We start from the raw sequence: 18,204 nt of genomic DNA on the forward strand, positions 1-18,204 counted from the left end.
CCAAGCTTTTACCTGAGTTAATCAGGAAGTTACCGGATGCCCTACGGTACTTATTAACTATTTAGTTTTTACAAAAAGTGCTATTCCGACTGAGAAAATCGGCATTGTACGAATTTTGGCTCGTTTGAAATCCTAGCAAGATCAATTACACCATTTTTGTATTTTTCAGAAGGTTTTTATATGTACAGAGTTATTACCTACAAACTCTGTTTTCTCATGTTATTATTATACCTATAATTAGCAATAAAAGCAACTAAAGTTGCTAGGCTAAACGCCTCGCTCGGTTTCATCCCTCGGATAAATCGCGAGGGCTTTCACCATTGCTTATCCTGTAAAATACCCTCACGCCCCACTTTTGCCACCGTTGCTTCTACATCTAATTCTGTGGGGATTCCTTCTCGCACTGGGCGACGCAAATAACGCCAGCATTGCTTCATCCACCCCCAACGGCAAACTATGTCGCTGCCGCAGGCTGTTAAAAATATCCAGCAGTGGTAATTGATTGGGGTTCATGGTTCAAGTTTCATGTTCAGAAAGGGAAAGTTCGTGTTCAGAAGGGGAAAATTTGTGTTCAGAAGGGGAAAGTTCGTGTTCAGAAAGGGAAGTTTTCTGTTCGGAAGGGAAAAGTTTGTGTTCAGAAGGGAAAAGTTTGTGTTCAGAAGGGAAAGTTCCGTATTCCAAGCTTCAGCCTTTATTGTTTAACGTTGAATTGTCAGCATTCAACCTCTTGGCTTAAATACCGTCGATGATCCTCCCATTTCTTCAGCAACACTTCTGGGAACGGCAATTTCCCCTCAAGCTGCTGCAATACCTCATCTTGGTTCAATTTCACCAAAGCTTACCAATTCCTGCACCATATTGGGAATAATTAAAGGTATATTCCGTCTGTTCAGCTTGCTCCCGATTGGCGATGACGTGATTGTTCGTCATCAATAAATCCGGTGCAATCATAAAACCTGTACCCGCACCCATTGGCTAGACAACCTCATTATTGGCGCGAATCGCTGTAGCAATTTCTTCGGGATGAGCATCTGCATACGCCCAAGCATTGACCAGATCAGCCGCACTGATGTGAGGATAGTCTTGTAGAAGTTGGGCTTCACTGATGCCAATCTGTTGGGCTTCAACTAATAACCAAACAGCAATTCGGGTTCCGGCAATACAGGCTTCTCCACCACAAATACCAGGAGTTTTACTGATTCCTTTTCCGCCCGTTCTCAGGGTTTTGGTCAGACTCTGAATGATGTCTGCTTTGTCAGCAGGGGATAGGCGAAGAAGCTGATGTTCCAGTTCCTGACGAGTCATAGAGTACAGGGATGATTAAAAATTATCTTTATTGTAGCGATCGCGCTCTGCTTCCAGTAATCCCAGCCATCACGCAACTTGGGGTAAACTTTCTAACGCCCCTGCAACTAAGCGTCTGCGATCGCGCACATTGGCAAAGTCAGGTAAATTCTGAACAATGCGGGTGAGTTGTAGGAAGTCTGGCTGAGATAGCTGAACTGTCACAGTTACTACTCATACGGCAAGAAGACTGTTCTATTCTGGCTTAGGGTAATATTTAGTTATTACAGCTAGCATAATCCATCAGGTGTGCGTTTATTCGTCTATTTCAAAGACGATACCTTCATAGAGCAATTCAATCGGAAATTCAAATTCAATGCTGGGTAGAGTGATAGTATCTCCCGCCTGATAAGGATAGTAAAGCCACATTCTTCCCTCTCCGCGAGAATAACGTTCGACAGAGATTGTTTCCGAGTCAATCAAGATATACTCTTGCAAACTGGGAATTGTTAGGTAGTAAGTGAATTTTTCCCCTCTATCCTTAGCACTTGTACCAGGAGAGAGAACTTCTACAATGAGTTTTGGCTTTTGAATAAACTTGCGAGCGTTAAGGTCTTGAGGGTCGCAACTGACGATAACATCAGGATAGTAGTAAATGCTCTTAGGACTCACTTGCACCTTCACATCTGAGACATTCACCCGACAACCTCTGGAACGCAGATGAGGATACAAGGCTCTGTAGAGATTCAGAGCAATATCGTTATGAGGAATCGTACCGCCTGTCATGGCAAAGACTTCACCCTTGACATATTCATAGCGAATCTCTTGCTGAGATTCCCATTCCAGATAGTCCTCAAAGCTCATTTTCGGCGGTTGTTGGGGAGTGGCTATCATAACCCAGATTGTTCAAGATTGCTTTGATTGTAGCAGTAGGGGCATAGGATGACCCTAGGCAACCTCTCGCCCATTTCCTTGAAATCCTGCCATAAGTCCTCCAATTCTGACCGACGGCTGCTGCTTGACGCCTCCAGAATAACGGTTGCTACTCCTATAATGGTCAAAGACTAGCACGGGGAAATTTTGGAGAGGGAATTCTGATGACGATTCGCGAAACCACCATTGCCAAATTGCAACAATTACCGGAGCCACTCTTACACCAAATCAGCGACTTTATCGACTTTTTGAGGTATAAGCAACAACACAGCACAGCTACAGATAAGCCTAACAGTGATGTGAAGAAAGCATGGCTACAATGGTTTGAGTCGGTCGTTCAGCTAGAGGTTTCTCCTCATCAACCAGCCAGTAACTATCAACAACTTTTTCTGACTAAGTATCGAAAACAGGGAGTCATAACTTAACCAGATACGATTAATAATAAATGAAAGAAAACCATCCTTTGAGTAAAATCCCGGTCAACACCCTCTCACCTTTCCACCCCCAACCTCTCAAATAAATCCGTGAAATCAGTGTCATTCCCCTCTCACCTCCCCACCCCAATCTCTCAAATAAATCCGTGAAATCAGTGTTTTGACAAATGACAAATGACAAACTCAGTATTAGTGCGATCGCGATTCGCCGCCATATCGGTACCCTCGTCTTAACCCTAGCCGTTATTGTACTAGGAATATTTTTCATTCTCCAGATTCAGGTCGATTTATTACCCTCGATTACCTATCCCCGTATTGGTGTCCGTTTAGGGGCGCCAGGTATCTCACCAGAGGTGGCGGTTGAGGAAATTACTAAACCCTTAGAAGAAGGATTAAGCGCGACTGAGGGCGTTGTCCAAGTCTTCTCCCAAACTCGCGAGGGACGAATTAGTTTAGACTTGTTTTTTCGACCAGGGGGTGATATTGACCAAGCACTGAATGATGCAACAGCAGCATATAACCGCGCTCAGTCTAATTTACCCGATATTATTGAGGAACCGCGTTTATTTAAATTTGACCCCTCTCAATTACCTGTTTATGAATTGGCGCTGAAATCTCCATCCCTAAAGGACGTAGATTTGCGCGTATTTGCGGATGAAGAACTCAGCCGTGAACTGAGTGTTGTTCCCGGAGTCGCCTCCGTGGATGTGTCTGGCGGGGTAACGGAAGAGGTTAGAGTTTTGATTGATCCGAATCGTTTACAGCGATTAGGATTAGGATTAACCAATGTCCTAGATGCCCTAGATGAGCGCAATCAAGATGTGGCGGGGGGACGGATACGGGGGGAAGAGTCAGAACCCTTGACGCGAACGATGGGACGTTTCCAAGATGCGGAAGAACTGCGGAATTTGTCCTTTGAAATAGAAGATACAGACGCAACAAATCATTCTCGTCGTGTCTATCTGCGCGATTTTGCTGAGGTTATTGATGGAACGGAAGACCAACGGGTATTTGTCTTTCTGAATGGAGAACCAGCGGTTAAACTTAGTATTCAGAAGCAACCGGACGCGAATACGATCGAAGTTGTGAATGGGGTAAAAAAACGCATTGAACAGCTACGGGAATCTGGTTTAATTAAAGAGGATATTGAATTATTAGCTACCTTGGATGAGTCAATTTTCATCCAGAATTCTATTGCCAATGTGGCGAGTTCGGGGTTAGTGGGAGCCACGTTAGCGGCGTTTGCGGTGCTGTTGTTTTTGGGTTCATTGCGGCAAACCTTAATTATTGTAATTGCGATTCCCCTAGCCACCCTAGCCGCTGTGATTTTAATGCAGTTATTTGGCTTATCCCTGAACGTGTTTAGTTTAGGGGGATTGGCGTTAGGAGTGGGGATTGTCGTGGATAACGCGATCGTTATGCTAGAAACGATCGCGGCTGGGGTGTCTGATAATCCAGGTGTAGGGGCGGGTTTGACCGATACCATGGTAGACAAAACCCATAACGGAACAAAACCCGCCCCGTCTCAATCCATCATTTCCCAAGCCGAACGGTGTTCCCAAGAGGTAGAATCAGCGCTGATTGCTTCCACCAGTACTAATTTAGTCGCTGTCCTACCCTTTTTGCTCATTGGTGGGTTTTTCTCCCTCCTGTTTAGTGAATTAATTTTAACCATTAGTTTTGCTGTCGCCGCCTCTTTGGTTGTCGCGCTGACAGTTGTACCAATGCTTTCGTCTCGCCTCTTGGCAATCTCTTGGTCAAGTGGCTTAAACCGATTTTGGCTATTGCAAGCCTTTAATCGTCGGTTTGAAGCTGCAACCCTGGGTTATCAAGGGTTCCTGGCGCGGGTGCTGCGGTATCGCCTTCTGGTAATCGCCCTAGCTGTTTTAATTCTAGGTGGGGGAAGTTTAGCCTTAGCTAGTCAAATTCCCCAAGAAATTCTGCCCCGAATTGATACCGGACAAGCCCGAATGTTTGCCCAATTTCCACCAGGAACTACCCTGAATCAGAATCGACAAGTGATGATGGCGGTGGATGATATTCTCTTGGCGCAGCCAGAAACCGACTATGCATTTACCACATCTGGCGGGTTTTTGTTTGGGGGAAATACATCAGAAAACCTGTTACGCGGGACGAGTACAATTGCGCTGAAATCTGATAGTAATGTCGAGACATTTATTGAACGAGTAAATCAGGAATTGCAGACGTTAAATTTAGTCCAAACTCGTCTGCGCCTGAGTCCCGGTGAAGTGCGGGGGATTATTTTAAGTAATTCGCCGGTTCGCGGGGCGGATTTAGATATTGGATTGCAAGGGACAAATACCCAGCAATTAGAAGCAGCAGGGCGTCAAGTGTTAAAGGCGTTAGATGAGCGCGTTACCTTAGCAGCGTTTCGCCCCGATGCAGATGATCGCCAACCTGAAATACAGATTCGTCCTGATTGGGAACGAGTCGCCCAATTGGGTTTAACTGCACAGGAAATTGGCGATACAATTCAAACCGCGATCGCAGGTTCGGTATCGACTCAGTTACAACGGGGCGATCGCTTGGTCGATGTGCGGGTACAGCTTGATCAAGCGGGAATTCAGCGCGTGTCTCAGATCAAAGAGTTACCCCTATTTACCAATAATAATCGCCAAATTTATCTAGGTGATGTAGCGGCTATTGATCAAGGACAAGCGCCGGGTGAAATTCAGCGGATAAATCAGCGCCAAGTGTTCTTAATAGCAGGGACATTAAATGAAGGTGCAACCTTGAGTGAGGCGATAGCGGAAACTGATGCGGTGTTAGCCGAATTAGATTTACCAGATGGGGTTTCTATCTTACCTAGTTCCGCCAGTGAAACCAATCAGCAACTCCAAAATTCTCTGAAAATGCTGGGAGGATTAGCCGCGTTTATGGTGTTTGTGGTGATGGCGGTGCAGTATAATTCCCTGATTGACCCCTTGGTGATTATGCTGACTGTACCCCTCGCCTTAGCCGGGGGAATTTTGGGACTCTATATCACCCAAACCGCCATGGGTGCAACGGTTCTAGTGGGGGCGGTACTCCTGGTAGGGATTGTGGTGAATAACGCGATCGTTATGGTAGAGTTTGCCAATCAAATTTATGAGCGAGAAAAGGTTGACCGCAAAACCGCGATTTTGCAAGCCGCGCCTCAACGTTTACGACCCATTTTAATGACCACAATTACCACCGTTTTAGGCTTGTTTCCCCTGGCGCTGGGGATTGGGCAAGGGTCAGAGTTTTTACAACCGTTAGGTGTGGTAGTATTTTCGGGATTGTCCCTAGCAACGGGATTGACGCTATTTATTATTCCCTGTTTCTATACACTGCTTCATGATAGTTTTGGGGATAATAATAGGAAAAAAAGAATGAAGGGAAGAACCGAGAAGAAGGTAGAGGTAACAGAGAACATAGGTAAGACTAGAGCATCAGTGTAGTAATAGCCGTTAGAAGTAGAGACGTTCCGCTGGAACATCTCCAATTGTCGGGAGTTGATTCTAGGATGACTTAAAGCTAAAGGAAAACAATGATGAGTACAATTAAGAATGTTGTATTGGTTCACGGTTTTTGGGCAGATGGATCTAGTTATCGTGAGATAATTTCGACGTTGTTGGCAGAAGGCTATAACGTTATTGCGGTTCAAAACCCCCTCACTTCCCTGGCTGATGATGTTGCTGCAACGAAGCGTGCTTTGGCTCGTATCGAAGGTCAATGTATTCTGGTTGGTCATTCCTGGGGTGGTATGGTTATTACCGAAGTTGGCAATGATGAACGAGTGTCTGGTTTGGTCTATATTGCCGCCCTTGCTCCTGATGCTGGCGAATCAATGATAGATTTGATGAGTAAATATGGATCTCCGTCGCCGCATTTTCAAGAGCAAGAGGGCTTTATTTGGATTTCCCAAGAAGGCGTACAAACAATTCTTGCGGGTGACCTTTCGGCAGAACAAACATCATTAATCTATGGGACTCAAACGGCTCCATCTGCATCGCTACCGGAAGAAAAGGCAGATGCGCCAGCATGGAAAAATAAACCAAGCTGGTATATTATTGCGAATAATGATCAGGCTGTTCCACCTGATTTGCAGCGTGATTTGTCTAAACGAATGCAGGCAACAACAGTTGCTTTAGAATCAAGCCATTTTGCCATAATTTCTCACGCAAAAGAAGTTTCGGAGGTGATCAGAGAAGCCGCAGTAAATAGCTAATTAGGTTAGTGGAAATAAACTATATTAACTTCTGTAAATAACCCCTTTTCTCCTTACCAATGACGTAGCTTGCTTCTCAAGGGAAGCGAGTATGACGATAGTGTAGTAATAGCCGTTAGACGTAGAGGCGTTCCGTTGGAACCTCTGCCAATTGTCGGTAGTTTTCTACTGTATTGTACATATAATAATAAATTTACATTGTGGTGGAACATAAACCGCCAAGATGAGTTATTGTCTAATCAAGGCGGTAATCGCAGATAAAGTGTCCCCATCTATCATGGGAAGTCAAATGGAGATCTTGAGGTGATGAATATAATCCTAACGCCAGAAGCAGAACAATTGATTAAAGAAAAGCTTAAAAGCGGTCAATATCAAACGGCTTATGAAGTAATTGTTGAAGCTTTACAATTATTAGAGAAGCGAGATCAACAGTATGAAGTGTGGTTAGAAGAAATTACTCGCAAAGTAGAAGTTAGTTTTAAACAGCTTGCGCTTGACGAAGAGACGGATAGGGCGGTTGTGATTGCTAGACTGCGGGAGCAAGTTACGAGTGAAGATTTAGATGCCCTAGTCATTGAGAAACTGAAGGGGCTAGCTCAAAAACACCAGCGCTCACTGCAAGCCGAGTTAACGCACATTATAGAAGCCGCCATTCAATCCCACATACTTAACCAAACTAATGCGAAAGCAACTCCTAAAACACCCGAAGAGTTGGGCTGGTCTCCTAGTTTTTTTGAGAGGACAGCAGGAAAGTGGCAAGGGGAACCACTGACACGAGGGGAACAAGGAGAATATGAGCAGCGGCTTTGGGAACTTTTGTGATTTAACTGACAAAGATTACAAGTTAGCTTCAAAAAACTAACTAACCGAAAACGCCTTGTCCCATAATTACTTTGGGGACTCTATTTTAGTCGGTTCTCCAATTTCACCACTACCAAAATTATCTATCATGAAATCTTTAAAAGATTCAGCACGATCAATGGTAGCGAAAGAAGCAACTTGTATAGATAGATTACCTGTTTCTTCCCTGGTCTTTTCCCGAGCATCTTGACAAAAACTTGAAGTGACCTTAGTCAAATTATTCTCGCTGTAATCAATGTAAACAGGATAAAAATTTACAGGATATACATTTGGATCTTTTGGCAAAGGATCACCACATACATCTTTTGGAAAAAATTCCTTATAAAATGGATTTTCTATTTGACCTGGATTCACTGGTAAATTTTCTGATGGTTTTCTTGAGTTATTTGGTTGCTCTGGAGAAGTTGGAGCTTGCACTATATCAGGCTCAGACAGATTTGACTTTATAGTCGTTGCTACAACTATTATCAAGATCAGTAAGCTTCCACCCCCTACGGCAAGTAACCAAGGAAGGATTTCTGCCCACCGTAAAGCAGATTTCAAAAGACTTGAAATAGTTTTTACTTCATTATCTGAAACATGACTCCACTTCCGAAGAACAAAAGTCATCATATCCCGACGTAATTGGTAATGCCAAAACGCTTTAGGCAATAGGTTGCTGATAGCTGGGCGATAGCGTTCTGCATTCTTTGTTGCCAACCATGGCACTAACTTGTTGAGATACAAACCAGATTTAGGTTGACTAACAATAACAGCATCAATTAAACTCTCTCTTGATTCCAATTCTTGCTTTGATTGTCGGTCTTGTATCTCCTTAATTTTTTTCTCTTCTTCTTGATCTATCACCTGATAAAATTCAATTTCCGCGTCTTCTGCAACTTGTTGAGCCACAGGTTTTGAATTATCCTTTAGCCAACGAAACATTGCCTCTTCTACAGCAGTTCGAGGACGCTGATTGAGATCCATCCAAATCGAGTAGCGATGACCGTTGATTTCAATCTCATCATCCCCATTTGAAAGGTTTTCACGCTGTTTTAGATAAGTTTCAGCTAGTATATAGACGATTTCTTTAAGCTCATTGGATTTAACCTCAGCAACTAAATCCTGTAACAGCTCTTCGATTTGCTCAAAGTATCGGATAGTTAGTAATTTAATGGCAATTAAAACAACTTGACGGACAAAAGAATATTGCTCGCGTTGAATGATATTTTCTAAGCGGTGAAACGCTTGGTCAGGGGTAAATGTACTAATTCCTTCGTCATACCGAATTTGCCCATAAGTTAATGCTACAGTTCCTAGCAAACAATTATATCGTGTAATTTTTATACCAGTAAAATTTATGGATCTACTTGTTGAGCATTCGCTGATCCACAACTCTAGCGTTCTCAGAACTTCTTCAGGATTTAGTTGGTAAGTGAATGCTAAACTCCTGCTAATTGCTGGAATTAAGTCTAGTTTCAGTGTAAGGTCATGAAGCATATCGCGCAATTGGACAAGATGTAACGATGCCACTCTAGGTAAAGTATGGGAACCAAAGCGATCGCGGACTAAATTATTTGGATCTTCTGATAGCTTTTTGAGTAAGTCATACAGTTTTGGGTGAAGTTGATTAGGGGGGTCGTATAGAGCCGCGTAACTAACTGTTAGAGCAATAGTAGCTCGAATATAGTCTTGTGGCTCCTTCGTTGTTTTCTCATCCTGATTAGTCAGGATACTTTTTAATTGGCTAATTAAACGTTGATCATTTTGCCAATTGTGAAGCGTTTCAAATAGTTCCTGTTCACGGTTATAGTTTGGGTCACGCCAGCGTGCCATTGCGTAGGCAGCTACTGCTTGAACTTCTAGTTCTTCATCTGCAGCTAAATGGCGTAAGGTGTCTTGTATAGCAGTAGGAGAAATCCAACCAATATCGCTTAGAGCTTCACCTAAGACAAGGCGAATTTGCTCACATCTTGCTGAGGTTCCATATAATTCCTGTTCAAAAGACCTATTAGCTACCGAATTCTGAACTAGAGTTTCTATTGTAGCTAGTGCAGCAAGAATTTGCCTGCGATGACTAGACCAGGCTAATTTAAACAACATTCGGCGTTGTTGGGGAAAGCAACCTTCAACTTTTGCTCGATCAGTCTCTGTGTTTATCGGATTTAAATTGAAAAAATTGCGGAGATTATCTAAATCGCAGTAATCAAGAGCGCGTAAGGATGGATCACGCTTCTGCCAAATGTTTTCTACAATTTCTTCTAGCGCGGCAAAGAACTGATCATCAAGCAAACCTGTAAAAAAGTTTAATCCCAAAGCTAGCAATTGTTCGCGAGAATCCAAGATTTGATAGAACCAATTATTTAATGCACTTTCGTTATTTTTAACTTCTTTGATCAATTCAATAACTTTTGTTTCCTGGGGCAATTTCTGGTTTTCATCAAACTCTTTAGCCAGAAGTTGTACAAAACGAGCGATTTTGTCTGGAGTCTGTAACTGTTGAGCAACTGTGTGGACTGTCAAATTTCCAATACGTTGATCTTCAGGTTCAATATTTTCATTCAGCAATACCTGCTTTAAAGATCCAGCCGTATTATTCAGCGCCTGAACAAGAGCCTTAACTAAATTGTTTTGATCATAGAGTTCTGCACCTGACAAGGTTTGCCAGAATTCAGTTGCCTCTGGAGATAGCTTCCAACTTTCAATAGGTGTATCTGTGGTTATTATGACATAATGCTGTCTCAAAACAGCCATCTTATGAATTCTGGATAAATCATAGCCAATATTTTGAGGTGAAACCTGGTTTAAAATAAAAATTGTGGTTTCTTCAGCTTTTTGGAGTTTCACATCAATACTTTGTGGAGCAGAACTGCGCTGCCACTCTAAGATAGGTATTTTTTCATATCCACTGTTGCTAATATGCCATGCAAAGTACCTCGCTAAACTAGGCTTGTCGATATCATTTCCCCCACCGAATACCACCAGTCGTTTTTCTTGAATAGCTCCGAAAAATTTTTGAATGATACCCTGACTAGGGCTAACAAAATTAGGAGACTCAAATTGTTCTAGGCTTGGCTCGAAAAAGTCGGGCTTTTGTAAATAAGTATTTTGAGTAGTATTCCCTATATTAAAAGTGCTGCTATGACTGTCAATGACTTCAACATTTCCGAAAGAAGCTCCTCTCTGTTCATATAAAAAGGTAGATTTATCACTCATGATTTTAGCTTCCTTAATTTAATTTGGGAGAGAGCTTGACTTTTCTTTCTCAATTTTGAGTAGTGTTTCCTATGCTGAAGGTGCTACCATGACTGTCAGTAACTTTCACATCTCTGAAAGATGCTCCTTTCTGAACCTTCTCACTAGCTGAGCAAATTTTCCTTTCCGACTCAGATGGTTGCCTTTCCTCTGTCAGCTTATTAATATCGAGCTTCGCTAAGATTTGGAAGGCAAAAGCACTAGCGTGTCGTGCAGCAATTTTTTGAAATCCAGCATCATCGGCATTGCTCTTATCCTCAATCAGATCTGAGATACCACGAATAATTAACGCATTGATTTCCGGGTTGGCGCGGAGAGCTTTAAGAACACCGTGGCTCTCCATCTCTACTGCTAGCGCATCACCATAATTTTGACGTAGCTGCTGGTAAACTTCAGAATGGGTTGAAGCCACTACTTTGTCACCTGCGGCTATAGCTCCAACCCAAGCTTCCGGTTCCAAGTCCGAACTAGAACCTTGAATCCTCTCTAACCATTCTTCCTTTCTAGCCTCAGCCTTAGCTCGCTGTTCCAAAGGATAGCTAACTTGGCTAACATTAGGTCTTGGCTGGAAAGTTTCGACAACTTTTCCCGACTCGTACCCATAAACTTTCGTTGCGGCTACCACATCACCAAGTTTGACATCCTTGAGTCCACCTGCTACCCCAACGAATAGGATAACGTTCGGCTGGAAATAATCGATGGCTCGTTTAGTTTCTACAGCCGCCTCAGCAATGCCTGCACCCATTTCCACAATTCCAACTTGCCATGAGCCACCATTGGATGAGAAGTTTCCTCGTTCGTAGATGGTTCCTTCCGGGTGCGTCTCTTCCTGGAGATCGCTCAAGTGAGCGCGAACTGCTTTATATTCGACAGGAATAGCCGTGAGAATAACAGCGCAAGGCATCATGACAATCTAACTGTGGAGAGGGTACTAATGAAATTGTCTATGAATCCCATGTTATCCCCAAGTTATCCCAAACGGGAACTGGTTTGTTTAACGAAATATTAAGCAGAGGCAGAAAAATCATGATTAGAACCTCCCAAGATGAGTTTAAAGCATCCCTAGAACGTATCCTGAAGCGATACCAGGGTGCGATCGCGATTATTCTCTTTATCATCGGTTTAGGGTTGCGTATACTTGCCATAGACAAAACTGATGCTTTCTGGAAAATCACCGGAGATTTAGGGACGTTCTTAGCGGCTGCTATAGCCATTCCCTTTATTTACGAAAGCTCGATCAGAGCAGTAGACCGTCAAATCTTCCTCAGTGATTTGGAAAATACTCTAGAAAAAAAGCTGACCACAACTCAAACTAGCTCACCTAGAGTTTATGAAATTGGGAGACTACCTTTGCAACAAAAGGTGGCGTTTCTCCAAGAAGCGAAACGAGAGGTGGTTCAAATCGGCGTCGCTTTAAGTAGTTTCTCTAGTTATTTTGAGCAGAGACCCGTCTCAGAGTTCAAACAGCCGGTAATGGAATTACTCCAAAGAGGCGTAAATTTTAAAATGTTAATTCTCGATCCTGACAGTGAAATAGCTAAAAACTATGCTAATGATAGAGGAGAGCCAAACTTAGTAGACAAAATACGTCAGTCTCTCATCACTTTAAGCCGCCTGAGAGATGAGTTTAGGGCAGCGAGTTTGCCCGGTAGTTTTGAACTTTATCTTTATTCCCACTTTCCCTATGGCAATGTAATTATGGTTGATCCAGAAGAGGAAGGTGGATGTGCATTTATATCTCATTATCTGCACGGAACCAAAAGAGCAGATACACCTGTTTTTGAAGTATACAAGTCATCCAACCCCATACTTTTTGAAAAATACTGCTATTTTTTGATAAAAATTTTGGGAGATAGTAGAAATTTATAATTGTTATAACCCGCGAAGGCGGGTTTGGTCTGTGTAGCTGCGGTTTAAACCGCCCAGCTTGATTCTGTAACTAATGACAATTTGGCAACACTCCCGCGATCGCACTTAAGGCTGGTGGGCATTGCCCACCCTACTCATCAGAATCCCCGTAAAGGACTAACTTCCAGCACACCATTCGGTTTAAACACCACCTGAAACTGAGCTAGGGGTTTGTCGGGAACAAATCCGGTTTCCTTACTGCCAATACCAGCCGCTTCTGGGTCAGCTAATTCTGCCAACGGTGTTTCTTCTACATAATCCCAAGCTGGTTGATTGGTCGGTTCGTAGTCCGCGATCGTGCCATCTTCAGTGACAGCCACTCGGTAATTTAAAGGTCTTCGTGATAGCGGTGTTCCTTCCCAACGTTCGTCTAACGTGCTGTAGAGTTGGTTATTTAATTGTCTCAGTAACCTCCGCTCCGTGATTTCGGGTCCTAAACCAGGTTCTTCCTGATAGCCTTGCCAAGGACTGACTTGCAACACACCGCCTGGGGTAAACACCACCCGGAACAGAGCAAAGGTTTCTCGGCTTGCTGTACCGCCTTCTGTGGGAATATAGCTCAACTCCGGTAAAGGAGTTTTGTCCGCACTATCAATAGGCGTATCATCAATGGGCTTATACCCTAGAATATCTCCGTCTCCGCCAACCGTAACCTGATACTCTAAATTCTGACTTAACCCTTCCCGGTTATCCCACTCTTGAGTGAGTTCTCTGTGCAGATAACGCTTCAAATAACTCAACTCCGTTGGATTCGTAATCTCTCGCGTTGAGGTTAATTCGTCCTCCAGTTCAGCCGCCGAAGGGGGACTTGAGGTGGGGGTTGGGGTGACTTGACCTGGGCTATCTGGGGTTGGAGACGTTGTTTCCGTAGCATTAGACTCAGAGGCTGGCTTGGGAGGACGCACTTCTGGGACAGGTACAAAGAATAAAGCCAACGCCGCTACAGCTAAACTCGTCACACCAATCGCAGCCGGTGCGCTTCGCTGGGCGACGGATTGGTCAGCTTTGCGATACCGTCGGGAAATCGGTTGTAAGGGTACAGCCAGATCAGGCAACGTGTGCTGATCCGCGAGGAACTGATCGATCGCCTCAACCAAATCAAATAGCTGTACCGTTGTCAAATCAAGCTGTACAGGATTTTTGCCATCTATCCCTCCCGCAGAAGTCCCTGATGCGCTATGGGAATCAGAAGTAACACCCGAAAGAACTTCTGCGGTTTGCCCCACCCTTAAATGGTGCAAGTTTTTATCCGGAAGTTGTTGTAAATGCACCAAAGGTGGTTTAGCGCCATCAAGTTGAGGGTGAGGGACGTGACTCAAAAATTCTTGAGCATACCGATTGACAGACTCAACCAAGCTCTCAAAAAAATCTCGTCCGCCGCTAATGGGCTGCGGCTGACCCATAAAACGGCATTCTGCATTAACCAGAATCGTCATCAGCGGGCGAGGATCAAGCTGGTCTCCCCCCCCTGCGGTTGTATCACTTAATCCCTCTAGAATCAGCGTACAGTTGGGCAAACTGTACTGGCGTCGAATTGTCATCGTTTTTTCCCTATGGAACCCACAATTATAGCTACGGACGCTCTCAACCTCTGGTTGGGATCATTCATCAAACTTCTCCATCAAACAAACTAATCCAAAATCGCTGCATACCAGAGGTTCCTGTACAAAACAGCAACTGAGCTAACAGCGACAATGCTAACTCATTTAACTTTTCATCGGTATTGTAGACAGAAACTTTTGCCCGTCGTGGGTTCATCCGGCTACGGAAATGTGCCCGGAACCGCTCTAGATAGGAGGACAAGCGAAAATGTTGTTCGATGGGAACCTGCTTTTGACTCAGTTGTTCGTAAGCCAGAAGCAGTTGTCGAATCACAACCGTCATGCGGCGAGCCAGATAACTGGCTATAATCACTAAAGCTTTAGCTTCTTCTAGATTCAGCGGACGGCGCGTGTGAGAGCGTCGCAAGGGATTGGTGCAGCGTAGACGCCAAAGAACCACACGATTATTGATAATGTCCTGAAGTTCTAGCTGTTTGGCGACTAGCAGCATCGCTTCAGAACCTCCCAGTTCCAACGCTTCAATGGCAAGTAAAATCAGGTCAATCTGCTGCCGACTTCGTGACGGGCATCCCCGATCTGAGATACCGGGATCGGGTAAATTATCTAAAATTACGGGATGGGATGGAGCAGCAGAAGTGTTTGTCGGCATTACGCTTACAGAAAGAATCATTCTAAGTAGCGATTGTAGGTGAACTCGTCTTCTATACAGAAAGAATTTCCAAGTGAACTACCCAGCACTGACCTGATCCTTTGTGATCCTTCGCTCTTCTCAGGACAGCAGGTGTAGTGTGGGCTTCTAGATTCAGCGGGGAATACCTCATGAGAGACTTACGTCCCCTCTTGGGTCTTACTTCCCCTCCACTAGCAGAGACGGCTGTTCCATCCGCCTGTAATATTCTGATACCTTCTGCTCTAATATAGGTCGAGGCGTTACTATCTCCATCATGATGAGTCCCACAGCTCGGACAAGTCCACTCCCTCATCTCCAGTGGCATCTCATCAACCTGGTCGTAGCAGTTAGAGCAACGTTTAGAGCGAGGAAACCATCTATCAATCTCAACTAACTTACCGCCCTTTTTCTCAAGCTTGTAAGATAGGCAGTTAACCAATATTCCCCAACCCACATCAGATATTGCCTTGGCTAGCTTGTGCTTACAAACCATGCCCTTGACATGCAGATCCTCTAGGACAACAACTTGGTTTTCGTTGATGAGCTTACGAGAAAGCTGATGTAGAAAATCCTGTCGTGAGTTACTAACTTGTTTATATACCCTAGCTACGACTTTTTTATATCTGTTCCGTGAATTACTCACCTTCTGTTTGTTCGCTAATTTCTGCTGTTTACACTTTAGGTTTTTCTCATCTTTGGCTAAATGTTTAGGATTTCCGTACTTTTAAACTTTAATCCCATCGCTAGTGATGGAAAAGTGCTTTAATCCTAAATCAACACCAATTATTCTGTCTTCAGTCGATGTTTTTGGATTTTATACCTCAATTTCAGTCAGAATAGATGCATAATACTTACCTGATGGATCTGGGCTGGACTTTGACGACTTTACGCAGCACTTAATATAACCTCCTTATTGTCTATGTTACCATTACCACTTAACTACAGTCGGTGTTAACACACTTACTGATTCGCCCTTTCCGATGCCATCATGGCACAAGGACTCATCATTGGTCGGCTTCCTTCCATTTAATTGTTAAACTGTTTAGTCAAGCCCCTTATCTACCTATGGATTTAAAGTCGCTGATTCGGGATATTCCAGATTTTCCTAAACCTGGAATCATGTTTCGGGATATCACCCCCCTGCTGCGCCACCCAGAGGGACTACGCTACACGATTGACATCCTGGCTCAAACCTGTAAAGAGGCAGGGCTCACGCCAGATTATGTCGTCGGGATGGAATCCCGTGGCTTTATTTTTGGTCCTCCCCTCGCCTATCAACTCGGCGCTGGGTTTATCCCTGTGCGTAAACCCGGTAAACTCCCATCCGCCGTGCATACCATTGAATATGAACTCGAATATGGTATGGATCGCTTAGAAGTTCATCAAGATGCCTTTGATTCCGGTTGTCGTATTCTGATTGCCGATGATTTAATCGCTACAGGAGGCACCGCCGCCGCTACCGCCAAGTTGGTGCAAAAAATTGGCTGTGAACTGGTGGGCTTTAGTTTTATCATCGAACTAAGGGATTTACAGGGGCGTCAGAAGCTGCCTGATGTGCCAGTTGTTACCTTGATTGAGTATTAAGGGCATGAGCAATGGGTGATGGGTTACATTCTTCAGTAAAGCAATTTCAATGACCCCAACTTACTTCGTTGAAGTTGGGGATTGCCGGACAAACGGTGATTTAAACCGTTGAATACCGCGTTGAGTATCGGTTTGGTACAGACTCTCGAATGCTTCCCTAGCTCGAGTTATCTCTAAGACTTTTTGTTAAGTCGCTAGTACAGACGTAGCATGCTACGTCTGTACAGGACATCTTAACCGAGATGGCGGGAAGGGACTACATTGAGCGAAGTCGAAATGTAAACACTTTCACTCGTGAGGATTATCTCCATGTTACGAGTACCAGTTCTATCAAAGTCGGGCAAGCCACTGATGCCCACCAAGCCTAGCCGTGCTAGACGTTGGCTTAAGGAAGGCAAAGCTAAAGTGGTACACAACGACTTAGAATGCTTTGCTATTCAGCTAACCTTTGACACACACAAAAATACCCAACCCATAGCAATAGGTATAGATCCGGGCAAGTGCTATTCAGGTATCGGAGTACAATCAAGCCGTTTTACCCTCTGGATGGGGCATCTGGTCTTGCCGTTCAAGACAGTCAAGGAACGGATGGAATTACGGCGGGTTATGCGTCGAACCAGACGAGGGAGACGGATTAACCGTAATCTTCCCTACTCTGAGCGATGCCACCGTCAAGCCCGATTTGATAACCGCAGACAAGACAAGCTCCCTCCCTCAATCCGAGCCAACAGACAACTGGAACTACGGGTAGTCAAAGAGCTATTCAAGCTGTTCCCTGTCAACGCCACTCACTATGAGTTAGTTATGGCTGATGTAGATAGAACTAGCGGACGTAAATCCGCTCGGTCTGGTGTCGGGTTCTCTCCGGTCATGGTAGGACAACGACAAATGCTGACTTGGTTGTCTGAATTAGCCCCTGTTATAACCCATAAGGGGTGGCAGAGGGACGGCAACGGAACTAGCCAACTAAGACAATGGCTAGGACTAGCTAAGGACAAGAAAAACAAGGCTAGTAAAACTCCAGCTACACAAGCGGTTGATGGTGTGACCTTGGCGGCGTTTGAGTTGATCCGATGGCGAGAATGGCACTCTGATAATGCCAAGCATGGCGAGTGGTATGGTGATGTGCAGATAACACCTGCACCTTTTGCGATAATTCGTAGACCACCAATCAGTCGCAGGCAGTTGCACTTGTGTGTCCCGCGTCAAGGTGGTTTACGGCGGAAATATGGCGGCACAGTTACCCGCCATGGCTTTAGAAAGGGAGACAAAGTTGTAGCCCAAAAAGCGGGAAAGACTTACACAGGTTGGTGTTCTGGAGACACCGACAGACAAGTGTCAGTTAGTGATATTAACTGGAAGCGGTTAGGACAGTTTAGTGCTAAAAAAGTCCAGTTGTTGCAGCGAAGCACGGGGTTAATTGTCGTGCCTTCAACTGGACTGTCAAATCTTCCCTTATTGAAAGGGTCGATTTGACCTCTATCACTCCCCGCATTGCTTCGCTGAATGCGGGGTCTCACG

Annotated in this window: 17 protein-coding genes and 1 pseudogene; 7 read left to right on the forward strand and 11 right to left on the reverse strand. The window is 44.3% G+C overall.

The genetic code is table 11. The annotated features are described in order from the left end of the window. Positions 1-314: 314 nt before the first annotated feature. The 6 genes from RLO19_RS23580 to RLO19_RS23605 form a co-directional block, all read right to left on the reverse strand. Positions 315-437, reverse strand: coding sequence for a hypothetical protein (locus RLO19_RS23580; RefSeq protein WP_446359908.1), 123 nt, complete (start codon positions 435-437; stop codon positions 315-317). Between the two features lie 275 nt (positions 438-712). Continuing rightward, positions 713-835: a hypothetical protein gene (locus tag RLO19_RS23585; protein ID WP_446359840.1), complete on the reverse strand. Its 123-nt coding sequence runs from the start codon at positions 833-835 to the stop codon at positions 713-715. Further along, complete coding sequence (locus tag RLO19_RS23590) at positions 829-972, reverse strand: hypothetical protein (protein ID WP_446359841.1); 144 nt, start codon at positions 970-972, stop codon at positions 829-831. Before RLO19_RS23590 ends, RLO19_RS23585 begins: the two co-directional genes overlap by 7 nt. 3 nt (positions 973-975) lie before the next feature. Continuing rightward, complete coding sequence (locus RLO19_RS23595) at positions 976-1,305, reverse strand: DUF433 domain-containing protein (protein WP_446359842.1); 330 nt, start codon at positions 1,303-1,305, stop codon at positions 976-978. Between the two features lie 69 nt (positions 1,306-1,374). Then, on the reverse strand, positions 1,375-1,509 hold the full coding sequence (locus tag RLO19_RS23600; protein WP_446359843.1) for a hypothetical protein: 135 nt from the start codon (positions 1,507-1,509) through the stop codon (positions 1,375-1,377). Between the two features lie 90 nt (positions 1,510-1,599). Next, positions 1,600-2,178, reverse strand: a complete 579-nt coding sequence (locus RLO19_RS23605; RefSeq protein ID WP_446359844.1) for a Uma2 family endonuclease — start codon at positions 2,176-2,178, stop codon at positions 1,600-1,602. A gap of 203 nt (positions 2,179-2,381) precedes the next feature. Here RLO19_RS23605 and RLO19_RS23610 point away from each other — a divergent pair, with 203 nt between their 5' ends. The 4 genes from RLO19_RS23610 (at position 2,382) to RLO19_RS23625 (ending at position 7,686) form a co-directional block, all read left to right on the forward strand. Continuing rightward, positions 2,382-2,642: a DUF2281 domain-containing protein gene (locus tag RLO19_RS23610; RefSeq protein ID WP_446359845.1), complete on the forward strand. Its 261-nt coding sequence runs from the start codon at positions 2,382-2,384 to the stop codon at positions 2,640-2,642. A 176-nt stretch (positions 2,643-2,818) separates the two neighbouring features. Further along, complete coding sequence (locus RLO19_RS23615) at positions 2,819-6,094, forward strand: efflux RND transporter permease subunit (protein WP_446359846.1); 3,276 nt, start codon at positions 2,819-2,821, stop codon at positions 6,092-6,094. A gap of 92 nt (positions 6,095-6,186) precedes the next feature. Further along, positions 6,187-6,864 carry an alpha/beta fold hydrolase gene (locus RLO19_RS23620; RefSeq protein ID WP_446359903.1) on the forward strand — a complete coding sequence of 226 codons (678 nt, stop codon included), beginning with the start codon at positions 6,187-6,189 and terminating at the stop codon, positions 6,862-6,864. Positions 6,865-7,167: 303 nt separating this feature from the next. Next, positions 7,168-7,686 (forward strand): ribbon-helix-helix domain-containing protein, encoded by a 519-nt coding sequence (locus RLO19_RS23625; RefSeq protein WP_446359847.1) that lies wholly within the window; start codon positions 7,168-7,170, stop codon positions 7,684-7,686. Positions 7,687-7,752: 66 nt separating this feature from the next. Here the strand turns inward: RLO19_RS23625 and RLO19_RS23630 are convergent, their stop codons facing one another. Next, positions 7,753-10,920, reverse strand: coding sequence for a HEAT repeat domain-containing protein (locus RLO19_RS23630; protein ID WP_446359848.1), 3,168 nt, complete (start codon positions 10,918-10,920; stop codon positions 7,753-7,755). Between the two features lie 49 nt (positions 10,921-10,969). After that, positions 10,970-11,866, reverse strand: coding sequence for a 5'-methylthioadenosine/S-adenosylhomocysteine nucleosidase family protein (locus tag RLO19_RS23635; RefSeq protein WP_446359849.1), 897 nt, complete (start codon positions 11,864-11,866; stop codon positions 10,970-10,972). A 119-nt stretch (positions 11,867-11,985) separates the two neighbouring features. Here RLO19_RS23635 and RLO19_RS23640 point away from each other — a divergent pair, with 119 nt between their 5' ends. After that, positions 11,986-12,828: a DUF5919 domain-containing protein gene (locus RLO19_RS23640; RefSeq protein WP_446359850.1), complete on the forward strand. Its 843-nt coding sequence runs from the start codon at positions 11,986-11,988 to the stop codon at positions 12,826-12,828. Between the two features lie 137 nt (positions 12,829-12,965). Here the strand turns inward: RLO19_RS23640 and RLO19_RS23645 are convergent, their stop codons facing one another. From RLO19_RS23645 to RLO19_RS23655, 3 genes and pseudogenes are all read right to left on the reverse strand, one after another. Further along, on the reverse strand, positions 12,966-14,408 hold the full coding sequence (locus tag RLO19_RS23645; RefSeq protein WP_446359851.1) for a DUF4335 domain-containing protein: 1,443 nt from the start codon (positions 14,406-14,408) through the stop codon (positions 12,966-12,968). 67 nt (positions 14,409-14,475) lie between these two features. Beyond that, the gene (locus tag RLO19_RS23650) at positions 14,476-15,099 is read right to left on the reverse strand and encodes a DUF3038 domain-containing protein (protein ID WP_446359852.1); all 624 of its coding nucleotides are present in this window, start codon (positions 15,097-15,099) and stop codon (positions 14,476-14,478) included. Between the two features lie 31 nt (positions 15,100-15,130). Further along, positions 15,131-15,970: pseudogene (locus RLO19_RS23655) on the reverse strand (RNA-guided endonuclease InsQ/TnpB family protein); the annotation flags it as partial. Positions 15,971-16,164: 194 nt separating this feature from the next. Between RLO19_RS23655 and RLO19_RS23660 the strand changes: the two are divergent. After that, the gene (locus RLO19_RS23660; protein ID WP_446337360.1) at positions 16,165-16,683 is read left to right on the forward strand and encodes an adenine phosphoribosyltransferase; all 519 of its coding nucleotides are present in this window, start codon (positions 16,165-16,167) and stop codon (positions 16,681-16,683) included. A 351-nt stretch (positions 16,684-17,034) separates the two neighbouring features. Continuing rightward, positions 17,035-18,159 (forward strand): RRXRR domain-containing protein, encoded by a 1,125-nt coding sequence (locus RLO19_RS23665; protein WP_446359853.1) that lies wholly within the window; start codon positions 17,035-17,037, stop codon positions 18,157-18,159. Positions 18,160-18,204: the final 45 nt, after the last annotated feature.

Origin of the sequence: Coleofasciculus sp. G2-EDA-02 (assembly GCF_040226375.1) — a bacterium.
Taxonomy (GTDB): Bacteria; Cyanobacteriota; Cyanobacteriia; order Cyanobacteriales; family Coleofasciculaceae; genus Coleofasciculus.